We start from the raw sequence: 25,914 nt of genomic DNA, 5'->3' as shown, positions 1-25,914 counted from the left end.
TTTCAAGCAAGGTGTACGGCAACGAGCAGCCAGTCGATCAGCTTGATGCCGATGAAGGGAACGAGGAGGCCGCCCAGACCGTAGATGGCGAGGTTGCGGCGCAGCAGCGCAGCAGCGCCCACCGGCCTGTAGCGCACGCCCTTGAGCGCGAGCGGAATCAGAAAGACGATAACCAGCGCATTGAAGATCACGGCCGACAGGATCGCCGACGACGGACTTGCAAGCCGCATCACGTTGAGCGCACCGAGCTGCGGATAGGTCGAGACGAAGATCGCCGGGATGATGGCGAAATACTTCGCCACGTCGTTCGCGATCGAGAAGGTGGTGAGCGAGCCGCGCGTCATGAGCAAGGCCTTGCCGGTCTCCACCACTTCGAGCAGCTTGGTCGGATTCGAGTCCAGGTCGACCATGTTGCCGGCCTCCTTGGCGGCCTGCGTACCGCTGCCCATGGCTACGGCCACGTCGGCCTGCGCGAGGGCAGGCGCGTCGTTGGTGCCGTCGCCGGTCATCGCGACCAGGCGGCCTTCGGACTGGTACTTGCGGATCAGCGCCAGCTTGTCCTCGGGCGTGGCTTCGGCCAGGAAGTCGTCGACGCCCGCCTCGGCCGCGATGGCCGCGGCGGTGAGCTTGTTGTCGCCGGTGATCATCACTGTCTTGATGCCCATGCGGCGCAGCTCGGCAAAGCGATCCTTGATGCCGGTCTTGACGATGTCCTTGAGCTCCACCACGCCGAGCACGCGGGCACCCTCGGCCACGGCCAGCGGCGTGCTGCCGCGGCGCGCCGTTTCTTCGGCCGCGCGCAGCATCTCGGCTGGCATCGCGCCACCGAGCGACTCCACATGGCGGCGTACCGCGTCGACCGCGCCCTTGCGCAGCAGGATGGCGGCGGTATCGAGGCTTTGGGATGCGGCCGGTAGGTCGACGCCGCTCATGCGCGTCTGAGCGGTAAAGGGCACGAACCGGGCACCCTCGACAGATGCAGCTTCCAGTCCATCGCGGCGCGCAAGTTCAACGATGCTGCGCCCTTCAGGCGTTTCGTCGGCCAGCGATGCCAGCATCGCGGCGCGGGCGAGGCGGCCCTTGGTCACGCCGGGCGCGGGCAGGAAGGCACTGGCCTGGCGGTTGCCGTGCGTGATGGTGCCGGTCTTGTCCAGCAGCAGCACATCGACGTCGCCGGCGGCTTCCACGGCGCGACCCGAAGTGGCGATCACGTTGGCCTGCATCATGCGGCTCATGCCGGCCACGCCCACGGCCGAGAGCAGGCCGCCGATGGTGGTCGGGATCAAGCAAACCAAGAGCGCCACCAGCGCGGTGAGCGACACCACGGTGCCGGTGCCCGCAGCCTCCACGCTGAAAAGCGAGAACGGCAGCAGCGTGACCGTGACCATCAGGAACACCAGCGTCAGCGCCACCAAGAGGATGGTGAGCGCGATCTCATTGGGCGTCTTGTGGCGCTTGGCGGCTTCGACCATGCCGATCATGCGGTCGAGGAAAGACTCGCCGGGGTTCACCGAAATGCGCACCACCAGCCAGTCGGACAGCACGCGGGTGCCTCCTGTCACGGCCGAGAAGTCGCCGCCCGATTCGCGCACCACCGGAGCCGATTCGCCGGTGATGGCGCTCTCGTCGACCGAGGCCACGCCTTCGATCACCTCGCCATCGAGCGGTATCACATCGCCGGTCTCGACCAGCACGACGTCGCCCTTTCGCAGATTCGGCGCCTGCTCCGGAAGCCACTGGCCACCATGATGCGGCTCCTTCATCTTCTTGGCCCAGGTGTCCTTGCGCAGCCCCCGCAGCGACGCGGCCTGCGCCTTGCTGCGCCCTTCAGCCAGGGCTTCCGCAAAGTTCGCGAACAGCACGGTGAACCACAGCCAGACAGACACGGCCAGCACGAAGGCGGGCTTCATGCCCGTGTCGCCGGGGAAGTTCAGCGAATGCACCCAGAGCAGCGTCGTGAGGATGCTGCCGATGTAGACGATGAACATCACCGGGTTGCGCCACTGGGTGCGCGGACTGAGCTTGGCGAAGGCACTCCACAGCGCGGGCTTGACCAGCGCGGCGTCCAGTAGCGAGAGAGAGTTTTTTGTATTGGCGGTCATGGTGCGCGCCCTCACTTCCAGAGCACGAGGTGCTCGACGACCGGGCCCAGGGCTAGCGCCGGCACGTAGTTGAGCAGGCCGACCAGCAGCACGGTGCCGATCAGCAAGGAGACGAACAGCGGGCCGTGCGTTGGCAGCGTGCCGCCGGTGACCGGTAGTCGTTGCTTGGCCGCGAGCGAGCCGGCAATGGCCAGCACCGGCACGATCACCGCGAAGCGCCCGAACCACATGGCAAGCCCGAGCAGGCCGTTGTAGAACGGCGTGTTGGCCGACAGCCCCGCGAAGGCGCTGCCGTTGTTGTTGGCGGCCGAGCTCAGCGCATACAGGATCTCCGAGAAGCCGTGCGCGCCGGGGTTTGCGATGCCGGCCTTGCCGGCGCCGGCCATCACCGCCACCGCGGTGCCGGCCAGCACCAGGATCGGCGTGACCAGGATGGCGATGGAGATCAGCTTCATCTCGCGCACCTCGATCTTCTTGCCCAGGTACTCGGGCGTGCGGCCGATCATCAGCCCCGCAATGAACACCGCGAGCATCGCGAAGATCAGCATGCCGTAAAGGCCGCTGCCCACGCCGCCGAAGACCACCTCGCCAAGCTGCATCAGCACCATCGGCACCATGCCACCGATGGGCGTGAAGGAGTCGTGCATGGCATTCACCGCGCCGCAGGATGCCGCGGTGGTAATGGCGGCAAAGAGTGCCGAGGCGTCGATGCCGAAACGCACTTCCTTGCCTTCCATGTTGCCGCCGCTTTGCAGCGCGCTCGAGACCTGGTCGACGCCCAGTGCGCCGAAGAGCGGATTGCCGGCCTGCTCGGCTGGAATGATGACCGCCACTGCGACGACGAACATCGCCGCCATGGCCGCGAGCACCGCCCAGCCCTGGCGCCGATCGCCGACCACGCGTCCAAAGGCGAAGCACAAGGCCGCCGGAATCAAAAAGATCGCGAGCATCTGCAGCAGGTTGCTGAGCGCGGTCGGGTTCTCGTACGGGTGCGCCGAGTTGGCGTTGAAGAAACCGCCGCCGTTGGTGCCGATCATCTTGATGGCTTCCTGCGAGGCGACCGGGCCCATGGCGATCGTCTGCGCGCTCGCGGTGGCCTCGACCGTGTGCACGGTCTTGTAGGCGTCGAAGTTCTGGATCACACCCTGGCCCACGAAGAACAGCGCGAGCACGAACGACAGCGGCACCAGGAGCCACAGCGTGATGCGCGTGAGGTCGGCCCAGAAGTTGCCGACCAGGCCCTTGCTCTTGCCGTCGCCGCGCCGCGCGAAACCGCGGATCAACACGAAGGCCACTGCAATGCCCGTGGCGGCCGAGAAGAAATTCTGTACCGTGAACCCGAGCATCTGCGTGAGATAGCTCATGATCGATTCGCCTCCGTAGCCCTGCCAGTCGGTGTTGGAGACGAAGCTCACCGCGCTGTTGAAGGCCGAGTCGGGCGACACGGCGCCCATTGCGGCGGGGTTCAGAGGCAACGAGCCCTGCAGACGCTGCAGCGCATAAAGAAAGATCGCACCCACGGCATTGAAAGCAAGCAGCGCGAGTGCATAGGCCAGCCAATGCATCGACTCCGCTGGCTGGATTCCGGCGAGCTTGTAGAGCGGCGCCTCGATGCGCTGCATCCAGCGCGGCAGGCGCTCGTTGCACAGTGCAGCCAGGAACTTGCCGACGGGCCAGGCCAGCAGCACGAGCGCAACGAGGAACAAGGCCAACAAGGACCAGGCGGAAGAGGTCATGTCAAAACTCCTCGGCGCAGATCAAGGCGAACACCAGGTACGCGAACAGCACCACGGCAATCAATGCGCCGAATCCATAGAGAGCTTCGAGACTGATCACGGCCGTTCTCCCCCGACGTTTTTCGGCGCGTTAAGCCGGTCGAGCCCGGCGGCCATGGCCGCCACCACCGCCCACAGCGCCAGCAGGGCGCCCATCCAGACCAAATCCATTCATCACTCCTGCAGCAAGACAAGGCCTCGAGTCTCGGCAGGCACACGTAAAAACGGGAAACAGAGTCGGCCGGGGCGCATAAAGAAACCGTAAATGCGTCCCCACTTTTCGAAGTGCTCGACAACGGCTTGCGAGTCCCTTGATAATCAAAGAAATAGCTTTGACAAATAAAAAGGAATGACCGCGCCCCCGCTCGATGCCAAGCCCGCCTGGATGCCGAACCACCAGCGGGCGGACCGCATCCTGTCCACGCTCAAGACGCGTGGCGCGCTGGGCATCCCCGACATGGCCAAGGTGCTCGACGTCACCGTAGAGGCCGTGCGCCAGCAGATGGCCAAGCTTCAGGCCGAAGGCCTGGTCGATGCCGAAAGCCGTCCGGCCGGCCGGGGGCGGCCGACCCAGATCTGGCGGCTGACCAACGCCGGGCACGCGCGCTTTCCCGACACGCACGCCGAGATGACGGTGCAGATGATCAGCGCCGTGATTCGCGTGTTCGGCGACAAGGGCATGGACCAGCTCATCGACGCGCGTGAGGAAACCATGCGCACCAACTACCTTGAGGCACTGCGCGGCGCGCGCAGCCTCAAGGCCAGGCTCGAGCGGCTGGCCGAAATTCGCAGCCGCGAGGGCTACATGGCCGAGTTCCGTACCGAGGGTGACGGTTTTCTCTTCATCGAGAACCATTGCCCCATCTGCACCGCGGCGCGGGCCTGCACCGGCTTTTGCCGCAGCGAACTGCAGCTCTTGGGCGATCTGCTGGGCCCCGGCGTGAGCGTGAGCCGCATCGAGCATGTGCTGGCGGGCGCGCGGCGCTGCGCCTACCAGGTGAGCCCCAAGAGCGCGCCTTGATCCGTTTTCTCAACCCCGAAAGGAAAAACCCCACCATGGAACACACACTCCCACCCCTGCCGTACGCCCTGGACGCGCTGGCACCCGAGTACTCGAAGGAAACCCTCGAGTACCACTACGGCAAGCACCACAATGCCTACGTGGTGAACCTCAATAACCTGCAAAAGGGCACCGAGTTCGAGTCGATGCCCCTGGAGGACATCGTCAAGAAGTCCAGCGGCGGCATCTACAACAACGCCGCCCAGATCTGGAACCACACCTTCTTCTGGAACTGCATGAAGCCTCAAGGCGGCGGCGCTCCCAGCGGCGCGCTGGCCAAGGCCATCGATGCCAAGTGGGGCAGCTACGACGCCTTCAAGGAAGCCTTCGTGAAGTCGGCCGTGGGCAACTTCGGCTCGGGCTGGACCTGGCTGGTGAAGAAGGCCGACGGCTCGGTGGACATCGTGAACATGGGCGCCGCGGGCACGCCGCTCACCACCGGCGACACGCCGGTGCTGACGGTGGACGTCTGGGAGCACGCCTACTACATCGACTACCGCAACCTGCGCCCCAAGTTCGTGGAGACCTTCCTGGCCAAGCTGGTCAACTGGGACTTCGCGGCCAAGAACTTCGGCTGATCGCCGCGCGGGCGGCAGCGCCTCAATCGTCGGTCAGATTGAGAATGTTGCCGTCCGGGTCCTTGAACCAGGCGACCTTCATCTTGTCCATGACGTGGACGTCGCCTTCGAGCTTGGTGCCGGGCATGTCGTAGTGCTCGAAGCGCACGCCCTTCTCCTTGAGCGCCGACACAATGCGTTCGATGTCGCCCCCCAGCGCCCAGGTCACGGCCGTGGCCTGGTTGGTGCCGGCATACGAAGACTGGTAGACATTGATACGCGTGTTACCGCTGCGGTAGGCGATCAGGTCCTCGCAATCCGTGTCCGCGGGCGACAGGCCCAGCGTGTCCTCGTAGAAGCGGCGGGCGATGCCAAGGTTTTTCACCGCGATGTTGGCCACGGCATTGAAGTTTCCGAGCATGGCTGTCTCCTGTGTGAATAGACACTCATCTTCTGCGCCGCAGTGGGCAAGTCAAGCCGCCGCTACCCGATACGCCCCCCATCTCGAACGAAGAAAACCCCAGGGCTGCGGCTGCGGCACACTGCACCCCTGGTGCAGTGCCTGGCAAGACCCAAGGCCCGCCCCCGCTCCCCCCGATAGAGAGACAAATTCCATGATCCGCAAATTCACCCGCTCGCTGGCCCTTGGGCTGGCGCTCCCCCTCGCGCTTTCCGTCACGTTCAACACGGCGGCCCACGCACAGGCCTATCCCGCCAAGCCCGTGCGCATGATCGTGCCCTTCCCGCCCGGCGGCGGCACCGACATCCTGGCGCGGCTGGTGGCGCAGAAGCTCACCGAGGCCAACCACTGGACCGTGGTGCCGGACAACCGCGGCGGCGCCGGCGGCACCATCGGCATTGCCGAAGCCGCGCGCGCCGCGCCTACGGGCTACGACATCGTGATGGGCCAGAAGGACAACATGGTCGTCGCGCCCTGGCTGTACAAGAACCTGAGCTACAACCCGGTGAAGGACCTTACGGCCGTGGCCCACGTTGCCTACACGCCGGTGGTGATCGTCACGCAGGCCAATTCGAAGTTCAAGACGCTGAACGACGTGGTGACCGCCGCGCGCGCCGCACCCGACACCGTGACTTACGGCTCGCCCGGCAACGGCACCACCATCCACCTGGCCGGCGAGATCTTCAATGGCGCCGCCCAGATCAAGATGCGCCACGTGCCCTACAAGGGCTCCAACGCCGCCATGATGGACGTGCTCGCGGGCAACGTCGATCTGATGGTCTCGTCGGTGCCCTCGGCGCTGGCACAGATCAAGGCCGGCAAGCTGCGCCCGCTGGCCGTGACCTCCGCCAAGCGCAGCACCTCGCTGCCCGACACGCCCACCGTGGCCGAGCTCGGCTACAAGGGCTTCGACGTGTCGACCTGGTATGGCCTCTTCGTGCCCGCCAAGACGCCGAAGGACGTGATCGCCACGCTGAATACGGAAGTGAACAAGCTGCTGGCCACGCCCGAAATGAAGGCCGCCATCATTGCCCAGGGCGCCGAGCCGCAGAGCATGACGCCCGAGCAATTCGAGGCCCTCTTGAAGACCGACTACGAGAAGTGGAAGGGCATCGTGCAAGCCTCGGGCGCGACCATCGAATAAGCGCACGCCGTCGCAGAATGGCGTCTCCACAACAGGCCGCATCGACGGCATGGAGACAGCGATGGCACCGCGCAAGAATCATCCGAAGAAGAGCAAGAACGCCCTGTTGCTGAAGACAACCACCCTGGCGGTGGTTGCCGCACTGGTGCAGGGCTGCGTGCAGGCGCCCAGACAGCAGGAAGCGCCATCGGAAGCCACCGTGGCCGCGCACGTTGCGACCGCCACGCGCGCCGCCGGCACCGACCTCACGCCGCTGCTGACGCTCTGCAAACCCGCTGCCGCCACGCGGCCGGCGCAGGCCGAAGTGGACAAGGGTGTGGCCGCGTTGATCGCCAAGCCCGCCCCGCCACCGGGCCAGGCCTTCGACAACCTGTACTTCGTCGGCGCCGACTGGGTCAGCGCCTGGGCCATCAAGACCTCGGACGGCATCATCCTGATCGATGCGCTCAACACCCAGGCCGAAGCTGCCGCGCTCATCGAGGGCGGCATGCGCAAGCTGGGCCTCGACCCGGCCCAGATCAAGTACGTGGTCGTGACGCACGGCCACGGCGACCATTACGGCGGCGCGCCCTACCTCGCAGCGAAGTACCGTGCCCGCGTGGTCATGAGCGACATCGACTGGACCATGACCGAGACGCGGCTCGAATTCGCAACGCCCATCTGGGGCGCGCCACCCAAGCGCGATGTTTCGGTGAAAGACGGCTACCGCCTCACGCTCGGCGATACCACCCTCACGCTGTACGTCACGCCGGGCCACACCATGGGCACCATCTCGCCGGTGTTCGACGTGGTGGCAGGCGGCCAGAAACACCGAGCCATGCTGTGGGGCGGCACCAGCTTCAACTTCGGCAAGGACCTGCCGCGGCTCGACAGCTACATCGGTTCGACGCAGCGCATGGGCAAGGTGGCGCAGGCTGAGCGCATCGACGTCCTTTTGTCGAACCATTCGGGCGTCGACAGTTCGCAGGCCCGGCTGGCCGCACTGCGCCAGCAGCCGCCCGGTGCGGCCGCCAATCCGTTCGTGATCGGCACGCCAGCCGTCGAGCGTGCGATGAACGTGATGGGTGAATGCGCGCAGGCCCAGCGCGACCGGTTTGCGATGCAGTGAGGTTGCCTTGCTCCTTCCCCCGCTGGGGGAAGGCTGGGATGGGGGCGGCTTCCGCGTTCAGCGCTGTGCGAGGTTGAGGCCGTCGTGCCCCCACCCCTGCCCTCCCCCAGAGGGGGAGGGAGAAATACAGGGTCAGTCGGGCGTGAACTTCTTGTTGAAGATGTCGACGTCCGATGCCAGCTCGAAGGTCGCCACCTGCCCCATCTTCCCGTCGCTGAGGCGGCAGGCGGCGAACAGGCTGTAGCGGCCCTTGAAGTAGAACTCTTCCATCACGATCAGGGCGTAGGGGTACGGCACGAAGACCTGGTGTTCGAAGATGACGCGGTGCACGTTCCTCGGTGAAGGAAAGAGCTTGTAGTCGCTGGTGTCGATCGACTTTGCGGTGGCCATGTTTTTCTTTGTGCTCTTTTTTTCGTGGGCGTTCAGGCGGGGTCACGCACATCGGCCACGGGGTTGCTGCCGAAGTCCGCGCGCGCCAGGTACTTGAGCACCTTGGCCGCGGCGGTTTCGGGGCTGTCCAGAAGACCGTCGTTCTTCAGGCGCTCGAAGCGCGCGCGGTCCGGAAACTTGTCGGCCGATACGCCGCGCAGCTGCACCTGCATGTCGGTGTCGATCACGCCGGGCGCGAGCGAGACGATGCGCGCACCGTTGGGTGCGGCGGCTTCCTCCAGCGCCACGGCACGAGAGAAGTGGTCCATGCCGGCCTTGGCTGCGCAGTAGGGTGCCTGGCTCGCCATGGCGTTGCGGCCGAGGCCCGACGAAATGTTCAGCACCTTGCGCGCGCCGCGCCATTCGCGCGTGGAGCCCAGGAACGCGGCGGTCAGCAGCATCGGCGCCTCCAGGCCGATGCGCAGCGCCAGCGACAGGTCGGCCGCAATCGAACTTGCGAGCGGCGCGGGGTTGCCAACGGTGCCAGCATTGTTGATCAAGGTCACGCTGTCGAAGCGCTGGCCGTCGAGCGTCTTGAGCCACGCCGAGACGCGGTCCGATGCGGCGGTGGGATCGGACAGGTCCTGCTCCCACTGGATGAGTTCGGCGCCGGCCTTGTGCGCCAGCTCGGCAAGCTGCGGGTTTTGCTGGCGGGAGATGCCGAGCACCATGTGGCCCGCCTGCAGCAGCTGTTCGGCCATGGCATGCCCCAGGCCGCGCGAGGCGCCGGTGATCAGGGTGAGGTGGGAAGCGGTCATCGGGGAAAGTCTTTCTGGAACGAAGGCTGGGAGAGTAAGGGGAGTCGACTCACTGCGACGGTCAAGCGGGGCGGAACTGCCTGCGCAGGAAGGCGCGATGCCGCGCGATGTGTTGCAGCTGCGCCGGCGCAATGGTGCCGCCCAGGTCGACCTCGTCCGTGCCGTTGAGCACCGCGTTGGCATGGGTCATCGCACGCGCCACCACCTCTTCTTCGCTCACGCCGAGCTGCGCCGCAAGGTCGAGCGCCACGCGGCGCATGGCCCGCTGCGAGAGCATCCACATCGCACCGAAGCGGTCCCACGCGAGCGCGGCCTCGTCGGCCTTCTCACGCTCGGCAAGGATCTCGGCGAGCGGCTTGGCCAGCACGGCGTCGAGTGCGTCGATTTTTTCTGTGAGCGCTTCGTTGCGCGCCATGACCTCGTCGAGCGTCGGGCCGGTCTCAGGGGCCTTGGCCTTCGGCGCCTCGGGCGGTGGAACGAAAGCCGCTTCCGCATCTGCGGAAACGATCTGGAGCTGGTCTTTGAGGGTCATGAGTTTCCGTTTCCGATCAGGCGTTCTTCTTGTTCGATATGGCGGTCGCGCGCAGGCCCGGCAGGTCGAGCACGCGCAGTCCACCGTACTCCACGCGGATCAACCCTTGCGCCGACAGGCCGTTGAGCGCCTCGTTCACGCGCTGGCGCGAGAGGCCGACGAGGTAAGCGAGCTCCTGCTGCGTGATGCGCAGCACCTCGCCCACGCCGGGGTACAGCACGGGGTTGAACAGCGACACCAGGTTGCGCGCCACGCGCGCATCGGGGTTGTTGAGCCGGTCGATCTCCAGCGCCGCAATGAACTGGCCGAGCCGCTCGTTGAGCTGGTTCATCACGAAGCGGTTGAAGCCGATGGAATGGTCCAGCAGCCAATGAAAGCTATCTATCGGCAGGCCCGCCACCACGCTGCGCCGTAGCGCCTGGATGTTGTAGCGGTAGGGCTCGCGCTTCATGACCGTGCCTTCGCCGAACCAGCCGCCAGGCGGTATGCCGGCATAGGTGACGGAGCCGCCGTCGGCGTTGTCGTTGCTCATCTTGAGCAAGCCCTCGACCACGCCGAACCAGTAGGTCGGCGAGCGGCCGACGCGGCAAACCAGGTCGCCGACCTCGGCCTCGCCCACCACCAGCGCGGCCTCGGCGCGGCGGCGCTCGGCCGGCGTGAGGGCGGGCAGCCACGGGATGCCGTCGAGCTCGGCGGCATTGGGAGAACGCGCACGGTCCTTGATCGAACCGCCGTGCACGCTGTGGTGCGAATCACCGTGAAGCATCGGGAAACTCCGGGGAGTAGTGTCCCTAGGATTGTCGTTGGAACGACAACCTAACGTCAAAGTGAGGCCTACGATCCGGCCACTGTGCAAACCACCGCCCCCACCTTCCCCCGTCTGCTGCTCGCCCATGCCCAGGCCCAGCCTGAGGCGCCCGCCATCCGCGAAAAAGACCTCGGCATCTGGCAAACCTGGAACTGGAGCGCCGTGGCGCAGGAGGTGCGCGAAATCGCGTGCGGCCTTGCGAGCATGGGCTTCAAGGCTTTCGACAACCTGGCCATCGTGGGCGCCAATCGCCCGCACCTGTACATGGCGGTGATCGCCGCGCAGAGCCTGCGCGGTGTGCCCGTACCGCTCTACCAGGACGCCGTGGCCGGCGAGATGGTCTTCATGCTGCAGGACGCGAGCATCGAGTTCGTGATCGTCGAGGACCAGGAGCAGGTCGACAAGCTGCTCGAGTGCCGCGAGCTCCAGGCGGGCAAGACGCCGAGCATCCGCCACATCATCTACGACGACCCCAAGGGCCTGCGCCACTACGACCAGCCCGGGCTCATGAGCTACGAGCAGCTGCGCGAGCTGGGCCGCGAATTCGACAAGACCCACGTGGGCTACTACGACCGCGCAGTGGCAAGCGGCGAAACCACCGACGTCGGCGTCATCCTCTACACCTCGGGCACCACAGGCCGCCCCAAGGGCGTCTGCCAGACGCATGCGAGCTTCATCGCGGCGGGCCGCGGCGGCGTGGAGACCGACAAGCTCGGCCCCGGCGACAACATCATGAGCTACCTGCCGATGGCGTGGGTGGGCGACCATCTGTTCTCGGTGGCGCAATGGCTGGTGGGCGGCTTCACGCTCAACTGCCCCGAATCGTCTGAGACGGTGATGAACGACATGCGCGAGATCGGCCCGAGCTATTACTTCGGCCCGCCGCGCACCTTCGAAGGACTGCTCACTGCGGTGTCGATCCGCATGGAAGACGCGGCAGCGCCCAAGCGCTGGCTGTATGCCAAGTTCATGGCGCTGGCACAGCGCGTGGGCGCCGACATTCTCAACGGCGCCCCGGTGAGCACGGGCGACCGGCTGATGTATGGCCTGGGCAACCTGCTGATCTACGGGCCGCTGCGCAACGTGCTGGGCATGAGCCGCATCCGCGTGGCCTACACGGCCGGCGCGGCCATTGGGCCCGACCTGTTCCGCTTCTACCGCTCCATCGGCGTGAACCTGAAGCAGTTCTATGGCCAGACCGAGACCTGCGCCTACGTCTGCCTCCAGCAGGACGGCAAGGTCAAGCTGCAGACGGTGGGCACCGCGGCGCCGGGCATCGAACTCAAGATCGCTGACGACGGCGAGGTGCTGGTGCGCGGCGTGTCGGTGCTCAAGGAGTACTACAAGCGCCCCGACGCCACCGCCGAGGTGCTCGATGCCGATGGCTACTTTCACACCGGCGATGCGGGCGTTCTCGACAGCGAAGGCCACCTGCGCATCATCGACCGCGCCAAGGACGTGGGCCGGCTCGCGAGCGGCGCGATCTTTGCGCCCAACTACATCGAGAACAAGCTCAAGTTCTTTCCGCAGATCAAGGAAGCCGTGTGCTTCGGCAACGAGCGCGATGAGGTCTGCGCGGCCATCAACATCGACTTCGAAGCGGTGGGCAACTGGGCCGAGCGCCGCGGCCTGGCCTATGGCGGCTACGTCGACCTGGCCGGCAAGCCCGAGGTGCTGGCGCTGGTGGGCGAATGCATTGCCAAGGTGAACGCGGACCTCGCCACCGAAGACGGCATGGGCGAGACGCAGATCGCGCGCTTCCTGGTGCTGCACAAGGAACTCGACCCCGACGACGACGAACTCACCCGCACCCGCAAGGTCCGGCGCGGCTTCATCGCCGAGAAATACGCGGTGCTGGTCAGCGCGCTCTACGGCGGCAAGACGGAGCAGTACATCGAGACCCAGGTCAAGTTCGAGGACGGGCGCACCGGCATGGTGAGTGCCACGCTGAAGATCGTCGAGGCCAGGACCTTCCCCATCGTGAAGGCCGCGGCATGAGCCGCCGGGCCGCCCCCCAGGCGAATACCGCGCGCAGCGCGGAGGTCACTGAATGAGCAGCAGAAAAATCGGCGACGTCATTCTCGACGTACAGAACATCTCCCTGAGCTTCGGCGGCGTGAAGGCGCTCACGGACATCAGCTTCAACGTGCGCGAGCACGAGGTGCGGGCCATCATCGGGCCCAACGGCGCGGGCAAGAGCTCGATGCTCAACTGCATCAACGGCGTGTACTTGCCGCAGCAGGGCTCCATCAGCTTCCGCGGCAAGACCTTCAAGCACATGAACTCGCGCCAGGTGGCCGAGATGGGCGTGGCGCGAACCTTCCAGAACCTGGCCTTGTTCAAGGGCATGAGCGTGCTCGACAACATCATGACCGGGCGCAACCTCAAGATGAAGAGCGGCCTGTTCGCACAGGCGCTGCGCTGGGGCCCGGCCGAACGCGAAGAGCTGCAGCACCGCGAATTCGTCGAGCACATCATCGACTTTCTCGAGATCCAGGCGCACCGCAAGACCCCGGTGGGCCGACTGCCCTACGGCCTGCAAAAGCGTGTCGACCTGGGCCGCGCGCTCGCAATGGAGCCGCAGGTGCTGCTGCTTGACGAACCCATGGCCGGCATGAACGTGGAAGAAAAGCAGGACATGAGCCGCTTCATCCTGGACGTGAACGACGAGTTCGGCGCCACCATCGTCCTCATCGAGCACGACATGGGCGTGGTGATGGACATCTCCGACCGCGTGGTGGTGCTCGACTACGGCAAGAAGATCGGCGACGGCACGCCCGACGAAGTGCGCAGCAACGAGAACGTGATCCGTGCCTACCTTGGGGTCGAACACTGATGGCCTTCTTTCTCGAAACCCTCTTTGGCGGCCTCATGGTGGGCATGCTGTATTCGCTGGTGGCGCTCGGCTTCGTGCTGATCTTCAAGGCCTCGGGCGTGTTCAATTTTGCGCAGGGCGCCATGGTGCTGTTCGCAGCGCTCGCCATGGCGCGCTTTGCCGAATGGATCCCGATGTGGACCGGCATCGAAAGCCGCTGGTTTGCCAACGGCGCGGCTTTTGTCGTGGCGGGGCTTGTCATGTTCGCGGTGGCGTGGCTCATCGAGCGACTGGTACTGCGGCACCTGGTCAACCAGGAAGGTGCGACGCTGCTGATGGCGACGCTCGGCATCGCGTACTTTCTGGACGGCGCGGGTCAGACCCTGTTCGGCAGCAACATCTACAAGATCGACATCGGCATGCCGAAGGACCCGATCTTCCTTCTGGGCTCGCTGTTCGAAGGCGGCATCCTGATCAACAAGGAAGACCTGTATGCCGCCGCAATCGCGGCCGCGCTGGTGGCACTGCTCTCGCTGTTCTTCCAGAAGACCGGCACTGGCCGCGCGCTGCGTGCGGTGGCCGACGACCACCAGGCCGCGCAGTCGATCGGCATTCCGCTCACGCGCATCTGGGTCATTGTGTGGTGCGTGGCCGGCGTGGTGGCTCTCGTGGCCGGAATGATCTGGGGCAGCAAGCTGGGCGTGCAGTTCTCGCTCACCACGGTGGCACTGCGCGCGCTGCCGGTGGTGATCCTCGGGGGCCTAACCTCGGTGCCGGGCGCCATCATCGGCGGGCTGATCATCGGCGTCGGCGAGAAGTTGTCGGAGGTGTACCTGGGCCCGTACGTGGGCGGCGGCATCGAGATCTGGTTTGCCTACGTGCTGGCGCTGGTGTTCCTGCTGTTCCGGCCGCAGGGGCTCTTCGGTGAAAAAATAATTGATCGGGTCTGAACATGTTCTATAGAGAAACGGGTCAGTTCAAGACCAGCTACCGAGCCGACCAGCAGGTCTTCCCCATCTTGCAGGACCGCGTGGCCATCGGCCTGGTGCTGATCTTCGCGTTCGCGGTCGTGCCCTTTCTGGCCAGCGACTACCTGATGCGGGCCATCCTGATTCCGTTCGTGATCATCTCGCTGGCGGCGCTCGGCGTGAACGTGCTGGTGGGGTACTGCGGGCAGATCTCGCTGGGTTCTGGCGCCTTCATGGCGGTAGGTGCCTACGGGGCCTACAACTTCTTCGTGCGCTTCCCGGGGCTGCCGCTTGTGCCCGCACTGATCCTGGGCGGACTGTGCGCGACGCTGTTCGGCATCTTGTTCGGCTTGCCCAGCCTGCGAGTCAAGGGCCTCTACCTCGCGGTCGCCACGCTGGCGGCGCAGTTCTTCAGCGACTGGATGTTCCTGCGCATCAAGTGGTTCACCCTCGACACACCCTCGGGCTCGGTGTCGGTATCGAACCTGCAGGTCTTTGGCTGGCCGATCGAAAGCGCTGCGAGCAAGTACCTGTTTTGCCTGGCCGTGCTGGTGGTGATTGCCGTGCTGACCAAGAACCTGGTGCGCGGCGCCATTGGCCGCGAATGGATGGCCATCCGCGACATGGACGTAGCGGCCGCGGTGATCGGCATCCGTCCGATGTACGCCAAGCTGAGCGCCTTCGCGGTCAGCTCGTTCATCATCGGCGTGGCCGGCGCGCTGTGGGCCTTCGTCTATCTCGGCGCCTGGGAGCCGGCGGCGTTCTCCGTCGACCAGTCGTTCCGGCTGCTCTTCATGGTGATCATCGGCGGGCTCGGCTCGATCACGGGGGCCTTCTTCGGCGCGGCGTTCATCACCGTGCTGCCGATCGTCCTGAACCAGGCGCTGCCGGTCATCGCCGGCTGGTTCGGCGCGCAGATCTCCACAGTCGGCATTGCGCATGCGGAGCTGATGATCTTCGGCGGCCTGATCGTGTGGTTCCTCATCGTCGAGCCGCACGGCCTGGCCAAGCTTTGGTCGACCGGCAAGCAGAAGCTGCGGCTCTGGCCCTTCCCCCATTGACCGCCACCGCGCACCGACATGTTTTTCGAAGCGCCATTTTTCCAGCGTGACTTCCCATTCAACCAGGAGACAACCATGAAACTGAAATCACTCGCACTTGCCGTGGCTATCGTGTCCGCGCTCGCGGGCGCAGCCCCTGCGTTCGCGCAAGCCAAGGAGCAGTTCATCCCCGTGCTGTCGTACCGCACCGGCGCCTACGCGCCCAACGGAACGCCCTGGGCCAATGGCTATGTCGACTACCTCAAGCTGGTCAATGCGCGCGGCGGCATCAACGGCGTGAAGCTCTCCTTCGAGGAATGCGAAACGGGCTACGACACGGCGCGCAGTGTGGAGTGCTACGAGCGCCTGAAGGGCAAGAACGGCGGCGCCTCGCTGGTGCAGCCGCTCTCGACCGGCGCGACCTTTGCCATCACCGAGAAGGCGCCCGTCGACAAGATTCCCGTGGTGACCGTCGGCTATGGCCGCAGCGAAAGCGCCGATGGCACGGTGTTCAAGTGGAACTTCCCGATCGCCGGCACCTACTGGGTGGCCGCGGACGCGATCATCCAGGCCATCGCCCAAAAGGAAGGCGGGCTCGACAAGCTCAAGGGCAAGAAGATCGCTCTGATCTATCACGACAGCCCGTACGGCAAGGAGCCGATCCCGCTGCTGCAGGAGCGCGCAAAGATGCACGGCTTCGATCTGCAGCTGTTGCCGGTGACGGCGCCCGGGGTTGAGCAAAAGGCCACCTGGCTGCAGGTGCGCCAGGCCCGGCCCGACTACGTGCTGCTGTGGGGCTGGGGCGTGATGAATTCGACCGCACTCAAGGAAGCACAGGCCACCGGCTTCGCCCGCGAAAAGATGTACGGCGTGTGGTGGGCCGGCGCAGAACCCGACGTGAAGGACGTGGGCGACGGCGCCAAGGGCTACAACGCCGTGACCATGCAGCATGGTGCCGAGCCGCAATCGAAGCTCGCGAAGGACGTGGTCTCGATGCTGCACGACAAGAACCAGGGCACGGGCCCCAAGGAAGAAGTGGGACAGGTGCTCTACATGCGCGGCGCCATGAGCGCGATGCTTGGCGTGGAAGGCATCCGCTCTGCACAGGAACGCTTCGGCAAGGGCAAGGTCATGACGGGCGAGCAGGTGCGCTGGGGCCTTGAGAACCTCAACCTTACGCAGGCCAAGCTCGACGCCCTGGGATTTGCCGGCGTGATGCGGCCCATCAGCACCTCGTGCACCGACCACATGGGTGCGGCCTGGGCGCGCATCCACACGTGGGACGGCAAGGCATGGAAGTTCACGTCCGACTGGCTGCAGGCTGACGAGCAAATCATCAAGCCGCTCGTGAAGTCGACCGCCGCCAAGTACGCGGTCGAGAAGAAGCTGACGCCTCGCACCCCCGCCGAATGCCAAAGTTAGGCCCACCCCCAGTCTTCGCGCACTTCGTGTCGCTCCGCCAACCCCCTTCGTGGGGGCAACACCAGCGGCCCGGCAAAGCCGGTTCCGCGGTGTTTCCCGAAAAGAGAGTGAAAGCCGCACCTCTATGATTCCGACCAAAACAGTCCTCAACGTCAACGGCATCGAGGTCATCTACAACCACGTGATCCTCGTGCTCAAGGGCGTCTCGCTCGTGGTGCCCGAGGGCGGCATCGTGGCGCTGCTGGGTGGCAACGGTGCCGGCAAGACCACCACGCTGCGCGCGGTGAGCAACCTGCTCGCGGGCGAGCGCGGTGCCGTGACCAAGGGCACCATCGAGCTGCGAGGCGACCGCATCGAAGCGCTGTCGCCGGCCGAACTGGTGAGGCGTGGCCTGATCCAGGTGATGGAGGGCCGGCATTGCTTCGCGCACCTGACCATCGAGGAGAACCTGATGACCGGCGCCTACACCCGCACCGACGGCAAGGCCGCGGTGCAGGAGACGCTGGAGAAGGTGTACGCGTACTTTCCGCGGCTCAAGACGCGGCGCACTTCGCAGGCCGCCTACACCTCGGGCGGCGAGCAGCAGATGTGCGCCATCGGCCGTGCGCTGATGGCCAACCCGACGATGGTGCTGCTCGACGAACCCTCGATGGGCCTGGCGCCGCAGATCGTCGAGGAGGTGTTCGAGATCGTGAAGGACCTCAACACCAAGGAACGCGTGACCTTCCTTTTGGCCGAGCAGAACACCAACATGGCGCTGCGCTATGCCGACTATGGCTACATCCTGGAGAACGGCCGCATCGTGATGGACGGCGAGGCCAAGAGCCTGCGCGAGAACGAGGACGTGAAGGAGTTCTACCTTGGGGTGGGCGGCGCGGACCGCAAGAGTTTCCGTGACGTGAAGAGCTACAAGCGGCGCAAGAGGTGGTTGGCTTAATGGTCCACCCCCGTTCCTCGCTCACTTCGTGTAGCTCGATTCCCCCCTTGAGGGGGCGCACCCGGCGGCCCGGCAAAGCCGGTTCCGCGGGTGCTCGCGAACGGGCTTCGCTGCGCTCGCCATCCGATGAAGAAGGGCATTAAATCATGACCGACCATTACGACGCCCTTGAAATCCGTGACCCCGCGGAGCGCGAGCGCGACCTGCTGGCTGCGCTGCCGAAGCAGATCGCGCAGGCCCAGACCGCCGCACCCGCGTTCGCCAAGATCCTCGATGGCGTGAAGCCGGCGGACATCAACACGCGCGAAGCACTCGCCAAGCTGCCCGTCACACGCAAGACCGAACTGCTCGAACTGCAGAAGCAGCGGCGCGCCGACGATCCCTTCGGCGGCTTTTCAGCCATCGGCCGCGGCAGCCGCATGCCGCGCGTGTTCGCAAGCCCCGGCACCATCTACGAACCCGAAGGCGAAGCGCGCGACTACTGGCGCACGGCACGTGCGCTGCATGCGGCCGGCTTTCGCACCGGCGAGCTGATTCACAACAGCTTCAGCTATCACATGACACCGGCCGGCTCCATCATGGAAAGCGGCGCGCGCGCCATCGGCTGCACCGTGTTCGCGGGCGGCACCGGCCAGACCGAGCAGCAGCTCGAGGCCATGGCCGACCTCCAGCCCGAAGGCTACGCGGGCACGCCGAGTTTCCTGAAAATCCTGCTTGAGAAGGCTGAAGAAAAAGGCCTGAAGCTGCCTTCGCTCACCAAGGCCCTCGTGTCCGGCGAGGCCTTTCCGCCCAGCCTGCACGACTGGATTGCCGCGCACGGCGTGAAGGGCACGCAGTGCTATGCCACCGCCGACCTCGGCCTCATCGCCTACGAAACCAGCGCGCGCGAAGGGCTGGTGATCGATGAAGGCGTGCTGGTCGAGATCGTTCGCCCCGGCACCGGCGACCCGGTGCCCGACGGCGAAGTGGGCGAGATCGTGGTGACCACCTTCAACCCCGACTATCCGCTGGTGCGCTTCGGCACCGGCGACCTATCTGCGGTGCTCGCGGGCACCTGCCCAACCGGCCGCACCAACAAGCGCATCAAGGGATGGCTCGGCCGCGCCGATCAGACCACCAAGGTGCGCGGCATGTTCGTGCATCCCTCGCAGGTGGCGGAGATCGCGCGGCGCTTTCCGGAGATCCAGCGTGCGCGTCTCGTGGTCTCGGGCGAGATGGGCGACGACCAGATGACCTTCAGGCTCGAATGCGCCGGCGCACCGGCCGGGCTCGACGCGCGCATTGCCGATGCGGTGCGCGAAGTGACCAAGCTGCGCGGCACCATCGAACTGGTGACGCCGGGCACCTTGCCGAACGACGGCAAGGTGATCGAGGACGCGCGCAGCTACAAGTAGCGGCGGTAAAAGCGGCGCGTGATGGCGCACACCAGCACCACCAGCAGCACGACGTAGACCGCCGCCATGGCGATGGCGAGCATCACGAGGCTGCCGCTGCTGCTGCGGCCCGAAACGCTCACGCTCGCAATCCACAACAGCCCGCCGACCGCGAAGGCGATGCAGACTGCCTGCAGCAGGGCAAAAGCCGAGACCGCCGCCGCCACGGCCCTGAAGGGATGCGTTTGCACGGGCGCGGGCGCGGCGCCGAGCCACGCGCCCCAGAACGCCAGTGCACAGACCAGCAGTGGCACCGCGAACCAGCCCAGAAGCAGCAGCACCATGTCCAAGTCCCTCAAGTCGACCCAGCCGCTTGCGATGTTGCTGATGCACATCTGCAGTGAAACGAAGATTGCGGCGACGACGAGTGCCGCCGCGCCGCGGTTCGATACCGCAACCGGGTCGGGCATCGCGGACGATGCATCCACCGGCGCAATGCCGCGCTCGCGCAGTGCGAAACGTGCGGCAAGCCACACGCTCCCAACGATAACGAGCATCTGGATGACCGACTGGACCAGCACCGAGGCGGCCATGATCGAGCGCAAACCGTACATGCCGACGTGTTCATGCAGCGGACCGCCCGGCATGAAGAGCACCTGCGCCCGGTAGAACAGCGGCGTCAACGCAAGCGCGTTGACGACCATCGCAGTGAGATAGACGGCGGCAAAGCGGCTGCCCGCGCCGCGGAGCTGCGCGATGCGGACTGCGCCGCGCTCGTCGAGCGCCTTGCGCGCATGGCACCACGCCAGTGTGGCAGCCAGCAGCCACACCGTGAGCACGCGGGGCAGCAGCGGAACCCACACGGCCGGTTGCGCGTAGAGGCTGCGCATCTGCTCGCTGTGCGGTAAGGAGGGCAGCAGCAGCACCGTCATGTTCACGATGAACAGGGCCGCGCCAATCGCCACCGTGATCCACGCGAAAGTTTTGGGCAGGCGCTGCGCGCGCTCGAATGATGGGGATGCCGCCATGGGAAGGAATACGCGTGGTGCGAAGAAATGCGAAAGCGGTGAGCGTACCGGATCGCGGCGGCGGCCCGAAGACTGGCCCTGACGCTTGCTCAGTGCGCCAGCGCCGCTTCAGCCTCCTCGGGCGCAGGCCCGACGTACACCGATTGCGGACGAATCAGCCGCCCCTTCTTCACCTGCTCGCGCGCATGCGCCACCCAGCCGCTCACGCGGCCGGCTGCGAACACGCAAGTGAAACTCTCGCGGCAAAAGCCAAGTGCCTCGAGCAGCAGCGCGGTGTAGAACTCCACGTTGGTCTCGAGCGGGCGACCCGGCTTTTTCTCGCGCAGGATCGCGAGGGCAGCCTGCTCGGCGGATTCGGCCAATTCGATGCGCGACGCATTGACGCCGCCCTCCGCACCCAGCCGCCGCAGCGCGCCCTTGAGCGCATCGGCGCGCGGATCGCGCACCCGATAGATGCGGTGCCCGAAGCCCATGAGCCGCTCGCCGCTGGCGACCGACGCCTCCAGCCACGTGCGCGCATTGGCCGCCGTTCCGATAGCATCGAGCGCATCGAGCACCGGCCCCGGTGCGCCGCCATGCAACGGACCCTTGAGCGCACTGATGCCGGCCAGTACGGCCGATGCCAGCCCGGCGCCGGTGGAAGCGACCACGCGCGCGGCAAAGGTGGATGCGTTCAGGCCATGGTCGCACACGGTGACGAGGTAGGTGTCCAGCGCGGCAACCTGTGCTGCGGTCGGTGAGCGGCCATGCAGCATGCACAGCATGTCGGCGGCCTGGGGCAATGTTTCGTCGGGCGCAAGGGCCTGCGCACCCAGGCGCCAGCGCACGACGGCGGCGGTATAGACCGCCGGTGCGGCCACCAGCCGCAGCGCGGCGGCCAGGTCGTCGCCATCAGGCAGGCGTGCAAGCAGGGCGCGCACCGCTTCAATGGGCGGCAGCTTGCGCAGCATTGCGTCGTCGTTCGGCTCCAGCAGTTCGAAGGCTTCGCACCGTGCGCGGCCCAGCGCGACGCGCAGACCCGCCGCATCGGGCAGCGAGTCGAAGAAGCCCTGGAACAGCAGCGCCACCGCGCTTTCATAGCGCCAGTGCCGCGCCATGTCGTCAAGCGAATGGCCACGGATCACCAGCCGGCCGGCGGCCCCGTCCACCTCCGACAGCACCGTGCGCGCGGCCACCACGCCTTCGAGGCCGTCGTCATCGTCGTTCATTGCCTGGTACTCCTGTGTTTGCATGACGATTCCATTCTGGCGGAGCTAATATTGACGTCAATCTTGATTTATTCCATCAACATGGCAACGAAGACACCGCTCTGGCTGCCCGCTGCGGAAGCCCTCGAACTGATGCAGGTCCGTCCGCAGACGCTCTATGCAAGCGTGAGCCGCGGACGCGTTCGCGCCAAGCCGGATGCGTCGGATCCTCGGCGCAGCCTCTATCACCGCGACGACGTGCAACGCATCGCGGCGCGCAAGAGCGGACGGCGCAGCATCGAGGCGGTGGCGAGCGAGGCGATTCGATGGGGCGAGCCGGTGCTCCCGTCGGCCGTGTCCACGGTGTTCGAAGGACGACTCTGCTACCGCGGGCAGGACGCTTGCCTGCTTGCGGAACATGCCACGCTCGAAGACGTGGCGGGGCTGCTGTGGGAAAGCGCACCGCCGCGCTTCGCCGCGGCCCGCGCTCCCGAACCGTTGCATGGCGAAGGGGCGACGCCGCTGCAGGCCGGACTGCTCGCACTCGCAGCGCGCGCCGGCACCGATCCACCCTCGCGCGGCCGGGCCGCTGCGGTGCTGAAGTCCGAGGCGGCGGAAGTGATCGGCACGCTGGCCGACGCATTGCTCGGTCCGCCTGCTTCGCCCGCCGCCCCGCTGCACATGCGCATTGCCGGGGCATGGCGTCGCCCGCGTGCGGCCGACGTGTTGCGCCGCGTGCTGGTGCTGCTGGCCGACCATGAACTGAACGCTTCGACCTTTGCTGCACGAGTGACGGCATCGACGGGCGCTTCGCTCGCGGCATGCTTGCTCACCGGCTTGTCCACGCTCACAGGTCCGCTGCATGGAGGTGCCGCCGCAGCGGTGCAAGCGCTGGTGCGCAGTGCCGCCACCATGGGCAGCGAGGCCGCCGTGCGCGAGTGGCTCGCCCACGATCGGCCGCTTGCCGCTTTCGGCCACCCGCTCTATCCGCAAGGCGATGCACGCTGCGCCGCCCTGCTCTCATGCATCGAACTGCCGCCCGAGCTCGCGTCACTGCGCGCCACCGGCGAAACGCTGGTGGGCGAAGCGCCCAATGTCGACTTCGCGCTGGCTGCGCTGGCGGCCGTGCACAAGCTGCCGCCCAATGCGCCGTTGATACTGTTCGCGCTGGCGCGCGCGGTCGGCTGGACGGCCCACGTGCTCGAGCAACAGGCCTCGGGACAGCTGATACGGCCGCGTGCGCGCTACACCGGGCCCGGCATCGCTGCTTGAATGCCGAAGCCGATCGGCAGCATCGGCATTCAGTGAAGCGCGGCTTCGTGCGCGAGTTCGAAGAGCTTCGTCATCTCGCGGTTGAATGCGGGCAGGTCGTCGGGCCTGCGGCTCGTCACCAGGCCACTGTCGACCACCACTTCCTTGTCGATCCATGTCGCACCGGCATTCATCAGGTCGGCGCGCAGCGAAGGCCATGAAGTCATCTTTCGGCCCCTGACGCCATCGGCATTGATGAGCGTCCATGGACCGTGGCAAATGGCGGCAATGGGCTTGCCCGATTCGACAAAAGCGCGCACGAAGGCCACGGCCTTCTGATTGATGCGCAGCGCGTCGGGGCTGATGACGCCGCCGGGAAGTAGCAGCGCATCGAAGTCATCGGCGTTCGCGGTTTGCAGCGGCACGTCGACCTCGACGGGATCGGCCGGCTCCAGGTGCTTCCAACCGCGCACGCTGCCGTCGAGCGGCGAAACGATCTGCGTCTCTGCACCCGCACTTTCGAGCGCCTTGCGCGGCTCGGTCATCTCGGCCTGCTCGAAGCCGTCCGACACGAGGATGGCAACCTTCATTCCGTCCAGCGAGGATGAGGTGATGATGGGCATGGGTGAAATTCTCCTTGTTGGATGCCTGGTGACGGCAACAAAGACTCCACCCTAGAGATCACCCCCGCGGCGTGCATCGGCACCCGCCGGGTCTGGCTGTCGGACAGTTCGACGCGCGGCAAACTTCCCTTACGACTGTATATGTGTCGTTCGGTGCACCGCTATTTGCGGCAGGCGATCGGCAGCGCCTTGTCGGCCAGGTCGTCACCCGCCACGCAGTTCCAGGCGATGCCGTTCTCGGTGGCCGTAGGCTCCATGCGCAACGTGCCAGCCGACTTCGGAAGCGCGACGTCGACCACCATGGTGTCCGGATCGAGCGTCAACTCCGAGCCGCCGGGCAGGATCTCGGGTGCGCCGGCAATGGAGAGCGAGTCTGGAATCTCTTCCTTCTGCTTGTAGTAGTTGCCGAGTGCCTCGCGCACAGGCGCGGCCTCCGACCAGGCCTGTGAAACCAACGCGCGCGACTGGTAGTCCTTGTAGGCCGGAATGGCCACCGCGGCCAGCACGCCGATGATGGCGACCACCATCACCAGCGCCAGCGCACCACCGCCGGCGCGGCCGGTGTACGGCACGAAGAGCGCGAGCACGTAGGCCACCGGATTGCGGCTCGGCAGCTTCGCCTCCGCGTCGATGGTGCGCGCCACGCGCTTGGTGAGCCATGGATAACCGGCGATCACCTCGTGGAACGAGCCCCAGAAACCGCTGTTGCCCACCGACTGCTCGGCGTAGCGCTGCAGGTCGACGTTGCGCCACTGCTGAGCGCCGGCGGCCAGCGCCACGAGCGCGCGCGGCGCGGAATCGGCCTGCTCGCAGCAGGCGGCGCCATGCATGTCGCAGGTGTATTCCTTCGCGCGGGAGTAGGCGGCGCCGAGCAGCGGCAGCCAGAGCACCGGAGCACGCCAGATGTGGCCCGTGAGGTGGCCGCGGCGGATGTGGCCGAGCTCGTGGCCGATATAGAAGTTGATGCCGTCGGGCTGGGCTTCCATCGCATCGACCACGTCGGACAGCAGAACGACGAAGTTGCGGCCGAAAAAGCGCGTGGCAAAGGCATTGAACATGCCGTCGCCATGCAGCAGGTAGGCCTCGGGCGGGTTCTGGATGCCGAGATACCCGCAGCAGGCCTCGAAGCGCGCATGCAATTCAGGCAACTGGGTGGGCGAAAGCTTCACGGCCGTGCCCTTGATCCAGGCAATGACGGCCGATTGCGCGAATACGTAGGCGATGAAGCCGAACAGCACGTAGACCAGCGCAATGCCTAGCGTGCCGAGCACCAGCAGCACCCAGACCAGAAGGCCGAGCACGAGCGTGATGTTGCCGAGCGAGCGCTCGCGCGGGTAGACCCATGGATCCATTGGAAATTCCTCCTCGAGGCGGCCCTCGGGCCTGCCGTGTTTATGGTTTTTGTTCGCGCCTCCCCAGGCGCGATTTGCGAGCGCGCATCATGCCCCATGAAAGGGCGGCTTTTGCCACATTCCTAGGGCTATTCGCTATGGGTCAGGTGGTGGTCAGCCTTTATGATCGCGGCCGTTTTCATTTCAATCGTCGGGAGACATCATGAAGAAATTGCTTGCTTTTACGGCGATTGCCGCTGCCGCCGCGGGCGCCTATGCCCAGGATTTCCCCGCAGGCAAGACCGTCACGCTGGTAGTGCCTTTCGCAGCCGGCGGCCCGACCGACCGCGTGGCGCGCGACCTGGCCGAAGCCATGCAGAAGACCCTCGGCACGACCATCGTCGTGGACAACACCGCTGGCGCCGGCAGTTCGATCGGCACCGCCAAGGTGGCCCGCGCCGCACCCGACGGCTACACCATCCTGGTGAACCACATCGGCATGTCCACGATGCCGGCGCTTTACCGCAAGCTGCCGTTCAACGTGGAGAACGACTTCGAATACCTCGGCATGGTCAACGAAGTGCCGATGACGCTCATCGGCAAGCCCACACTGCCGGCCAACAACTACAAGGAACTGACCGCCTGGATCGCCGCCAACAAGGGCAAGATCAATCTCGGCAATGCCGGCCTGGGCGCCGCGTCGCACCTGTGCGGCCTCTTGTTCCAGAGCGCGCTCAAGGTCGAGATGACGCCGGTTCCCTACAAGGGCACCGCGCCGGCCATCGCCGACCTGCTGGGTGGCCAGATCGACCTGCTGTGCGACCAGACCACCAACACCACCTCGCAGATCGAGGCCAAGAAGGTCAAGGCCTATGCCGTGACCACGAGCAAGCGCCTGACCACGCCGGCCCTGAAAGACCTGCCGACGCTGGCCGAATCGGGCCTGAAGGACTTCGAAGTCTCGATCTGGCACGGCGTGTATGCGCCCAAGGGCACGCCGGCACCGGTGCTGAAGAAGCTCAACGAAGCCGTCAAGGCCGCGCTGAAGGACCCGGGCTTCATCAAGCGCGAAGAAGCGCTGGGCGCCGTGATCGTCAACGACAAGCGCACCGAACCGGCCGAGCACAAGAAGTTCGTCTCGGCTGAAATCGCCAAGTGGGGCCCGATCATCAAGGCTGCCGGCGTGTACGCCGACTGATCTTCTCG

25 protein-coding genes are annotated in these 25,914 nt (G+C 65.9%); 13 read left to right on the top strand and 12 right to left on the bottom strand.

What is annotated here, in order from left to right; genetic code table 11:
- Positions 1 to 2 precede the first annotated feature (2 nt).
- Genes kdpB through kdpF form a run of 3 tightly spaced genes read right to left on the bottom strand, consistent with a single transcriptional unit; the run spans position 3 to position 3,938 of the window.
- On the bottom strand, positions 3 to 2,102 hold the full coding sequence (gene kdpB / locus J2X92_RS18060) for a potassium-transporting ATPase subunit KdpB (RefSeq protein ID WP_307577362.1): 2,100 nt from the start codon (positions 2,100 to 2,102) through the stop codon (positions 3 to 5).
- Positions 2,103 to 2,113: 11 nt separating this feature from the next.
- Positions 2,114 to 3,838: a potassium-transporting ATPase subunit KdpA gene (kdpA, locus tag J2X92_RS18055; RefSeq protein ID WP_307577360.1), complete on the bottom strand. Its 1,725-nt coding sequence runs from the start codon at positions 3,836 to 3,838 to the stop codon at positions 2,114 to 2,116.
- Position 3,839: 1 nt separating this feature from the next.
- Entirely contained in the window at positions 3,840 to 3,938 is a 99-nt protein-coding gene (gene kdpF, locus J2X92_RS18050; RefSeq protein WP_041943086.1) for a K(+)-transporting ATPase subunit F, read from the bottom strand.
- A gap of 288 nt (positions 3,939 to 4,226) precedes the next feature.
- On the opposite strand from kdpF, the gene J2X92_RS18045 reads away from it, so the two are divergent.
- A complete protein-coding gene (locus tag J2X92_RS18045; RefSeq protein WP_307577357.1) occupies positions 4,227 to 4,898 on the top strand; it encodes a helix-turn-helix transcriptional regulator in 672 nt (223 codons plus the stop codon).
- A gap of 35 nt (positions 4,899 to 4,933) precedes the next feature.
- The gene (locus tag J2X92_RS18040; protein ID WP_307577355.1) at positions 4,934 to 5,515 is read left to right on the top strand and encodes a superoxide dismutase; all 582 of its coding nucleotides are present in this window, start codon (positions 4,934 to 4,936) and stop codon (positions 5,513 to 5,515) included.
- A 22-nt stretch (positions 5,516 to 5,537) separates the two neighbouring features.
- Here J2X92_RS18040 and J2X92_RS18035 read toward each other — a convergent pair whose 3' ends face one another.
- A complete protein-coding gene (locus J2X92_RS18035) occupies positions 5,538 to 5,915 on the bottom strand; it encodes a VOC family protein (protein WP_307577353.1) in 378 nt (125 codons plus the stop codon).
- A 193-nt stretch (positions 5,916 to 6,108) separates the two neighbouring features.
- Here J2X92_RS18035 and J2X92_RS18030 point away from each other — a divergent pair, with 193 nt between their 5' ends.
- Both J2X92_RS18030 and J2X92_RS18025 read left to right on the top strand, forming a co-directional pair.
- Complete coding sequence (locus J2X92_RS18030; RefSeq protein WP_307577352.1) at positions 6,109 to 7,098, top strand: Bug family tripartite tricarboxylate transporter substrate binding protein; 990 nt, start codon at positions 6,109 to 6,111, stop codon at positions 7,096 to 7,098.
- Between the two features lie 61 nt (positions 7,099 to 7,159).
- Positions 7,160 to 8,206 carry an MBL fold metallo-hydrolase gene (locus J2X92_RS18025; RefSeq protein ID WP_307577350.1) on the top strand — a complete coding sequence of 349 codons (1,047 nt, stop codon included), beginning with the start codon at positions 7,160 to 7,162 and terminating at the stop codon, positions 8,204 to 8,206.
- A gap of 132 nt (positions 8,207 to 8,338) precedes the next feature.
- On the opposite strand, the gene J2X92_RS18020 is transcribed toward J2X92_RS18025, so the two are convergent.
- The 4 genes from J2X92_RS18020 to J2X92_RS18005 form a co-directional block, all read right to left on the bottom strand.
- Complete coding sequence (locus J2X92_RS18020) at positions 8,339 to 8,596, bottom strand: hypothetical protein (protein WP_055802363.1); 258 nt, start codon at positions 8,594 to 8,596, stop codon at positions 8,339 to 8,341.
- A 32-nt stretch (positions 8,597 to 8,628) separates the two neighbouring features.
- Positions 8,629 to 9,393 (bottom strand): SDR family NAD(P)-dependent oxidoreductase, encoded by a 765-nt coding sequence (locus J2X92_RS18015; RefSeq protein WP_307577347.1) that lies wholly within the window; start codon positions 9,391 to 9,393, stop codon positions 8,629 to 8,631.
- 61 nt (positions 9,394 to 9,454) lie between these two features.
- Entirely contained in the window at positions 9,455 to 9,925 is a 471-nt protein-coding gene (locus J2X92_RS18010) for a hypothetical protein (protein WP_307577345.1), read from the bottom strand.
- A gap of 16 nt (positions 9,926 to 9,941) precedes the next feature.
- Positions 9,942 to 10,691 carry a Crp/Fnr family transcriptional regulator gene (locus J2X92_RS18005; RefSeq protein WP_307577343.1) on the bottom strand — a complete coding sequence of 250 codons (750 nt, stop codon included), beginning with the start codon at positions 10,689 to 10,691 and terminating at the stop codon, positions 9,942 to 9,944.
- An 84-nt stretch (positions 10,692 to 10,775) separates the two neighbouring features.
- Between J2X92_RS18005 and J2X92_RS18000 the strand changes: the two genes are divergently transcribed.
- The 7 genes from J2X92_RS18000 to J2X92_RS17970 all read left to right on the top strand — a co-directional run bounded on the left by J2X92_RS18000 (position 10,776) and on the right by J2X92_RS17970 (position 19,309).
- Positions 10,776 to 12,731, top strand: coding sequence for an AMP-dependent synthetase/ligase (locus tag J2X92_RS18000; protein WP_307577342.1), 1,956 nt, complete (start codon positions 10,776 to 10,778; stop codon positions 12,729 to 12,731).
- Between the two features lie 52 nt (positions 12,732 to 12,783).
- Positions 12,784 to 13,569, top strand: coding sequence for an ABC transporter ATP-binding protein (locus J2X92_RS17995; protein WP_307577340.1), 786 nt, complete (start codon positions 12,784 to 12,786; stop codon positions 13,567 to 13,569).
- Positions 13,569 to 14,498: a branched-chain amino acid ABC transporter permease gene (locus J2X92_RS17990; RefSeq protein WP_307577338.1), complete on the top strand. Its 930-nt coding sequence runs from the start codon at positions 13,569 to 13,571 to the stop codon at positions 14,496 to 14,498. The genes J2X92_RS17995 and J2X92_RS17990 overlap by 1 nt, the downstream gene beginning before the upstream one ends.
- Before the next feature lie 2 nt (positions 14,499 to 14,500).
- Positions 14,501 to 15,577, top strand: coding sequence for a branched-chain amino acid ABC transporter permease (locus tag J2X92_RS17985; RefSeq protein ID WP_307577336.1), 1,077 nt, complete (start codon positions 14,501 to 14,503; stop codon positions 15,575 to 15,577).
- A 75-nt stretch (positions 15,578 to 15,652) separates the two neighbouring features.
- Positions 15,653 to 16,978, top strand: a complete 1,326-nt coding sequence (locus J2X92_RS17980) for an ABC transporter substrate-binding protein (RefSeq protein WP_307577334.1) — start codon at positions 15,653 to 15,655, stop codon at positions 16,976 to 16,978.
- Positions 16,979 to 17,102: 124 nt separating this feature from the next.
- Complete coding sequence (locus J2X92_RS17975; RefSeq protein WP_307577332.1) at positions 17,103 to 17,915, top strand: ABC transporter ATP-binding protein; 813 nt, start codon at positions 17,103 to 17,105, stop codon at positions 17,913 to 17,915.
- Positions 17,916 to 18,061: 146 nt separating this feature from the next.
- Positions 18,062 to 19,309, top strand: coding sequence for a phenylacetate--CoA ligase family protein (locus tag J2X92_RS17970; protein ID WP_307577330.1), 1,248 nt, complete (start codon positions 18,062 to 18,064; stop codon positions 19,307 to 19,309).
- Here the strand turns inward: J2X92_RS17970 and J2X92_RS17965 are convergent.
- Positions 19,300 to 20,316 (bottom strand): hypothetical protein, encoded by a 1,017-nt coding sequence (locus J2X92_RS17965; RefSeq protein ID WP_307577329.1) that lies wholly within the window; start codon positions 20,314 to 20,316, stop codon positions 19,300 to 19,302. The two genes, J2X92_RS17970 and J2X92_RS17965, sit on opposite strands and share 10 nt — an antisense overlap.
- 89 nt (positions 20,317 to 20,405) lie before the next feature.
- On the bottom strand, positions 20,406 to 21,524 hold the full coding sequence (locus J2X92_RS17960) for a citrate synthase/methylcitrate synthase (protein WP_307577327.1): 1,119 nt from the start codon (positions 21,522 to 21,524) through the stop codon (positions 20,406 to 20,408).
- 81 nt (positions 21,525 to 21,605) lie between these two features.
- On the opposite strand from J2X92_RS17960, the gene J2X92_RS17955 reads away from it, so the two are divergent.
- Entirely contained in the window at positions 21,606 to 22,775 is a 1,170-nt protein-coding gene (locus J2X92_RS17955; protein WP_307577325.1) for a citrate synthase, read from the top strand.
- Positions 22,776 to 22,804: 29 nt separating this feature from the next.
- On the opposite strand, the gene J2X92_RS17950 is transcribed toward J2X92_RS17955, so the two are convergent.
- Positions 22,805 to 23,377, bottom strand: coding sequence for a type 1 glutamine amidotransferase domain-containing protein (locus J2X92_RS17950; RefSeq protein WP_307577323.1), 573 nt, complete (start codon positions 23,375 to 23,377; stop codon positions 22,805 to 22,807).
- A gap of 161 nt (positions 23,378 to 23,538) precedes the next feature.
- Positions 23,539 to 24,729 (bottom strand): M48 family metalloprotease, encoded by a 1,191-nt coding sequence (locus tag J2X92_RS17945; RefSeq protein ID WP_307577321.1) that lies wholly within the window; start codon positions 24,727 to 24,729, stop codon positions 23,539 to 23,541.
- Positions 24,730 to 24,931: 202 nt separating this feature from the next.
- Here J2X92_RS17945 and J2X92_RS17940 point away from each other — a divergent pair, with 202 nt between their 5' ends.
- Positions 24,932 to 25,906, top strand: a complete 975-nt coding sequence (locus J2X92_RS17940) for a tripartite tricarboxylate transporter substrate-binding protein (protein WP_307577319.1) — start codon at positions 24,932 to 24,934, stop codon at positions 25,904 to 25,906.
- Positions 25,907 to 25,914: the final 8 nt, after the last annotated feature.

It is taken from the genome of Variovorax paradoxus (genome assembly GCF_030811855.1).
GTDB lineage: Bacteria > Pseudomonadota > Gammaproteobacteria > Burkholderiales > Burkholderiaceae_C > Variovorax > Variovorax paradoxus_L.
The sequence above is the reverse complement of the archived record's forward strand: the minus strand, read 5'-3'. Positions and strand labels throughout refer to the sequence as shown.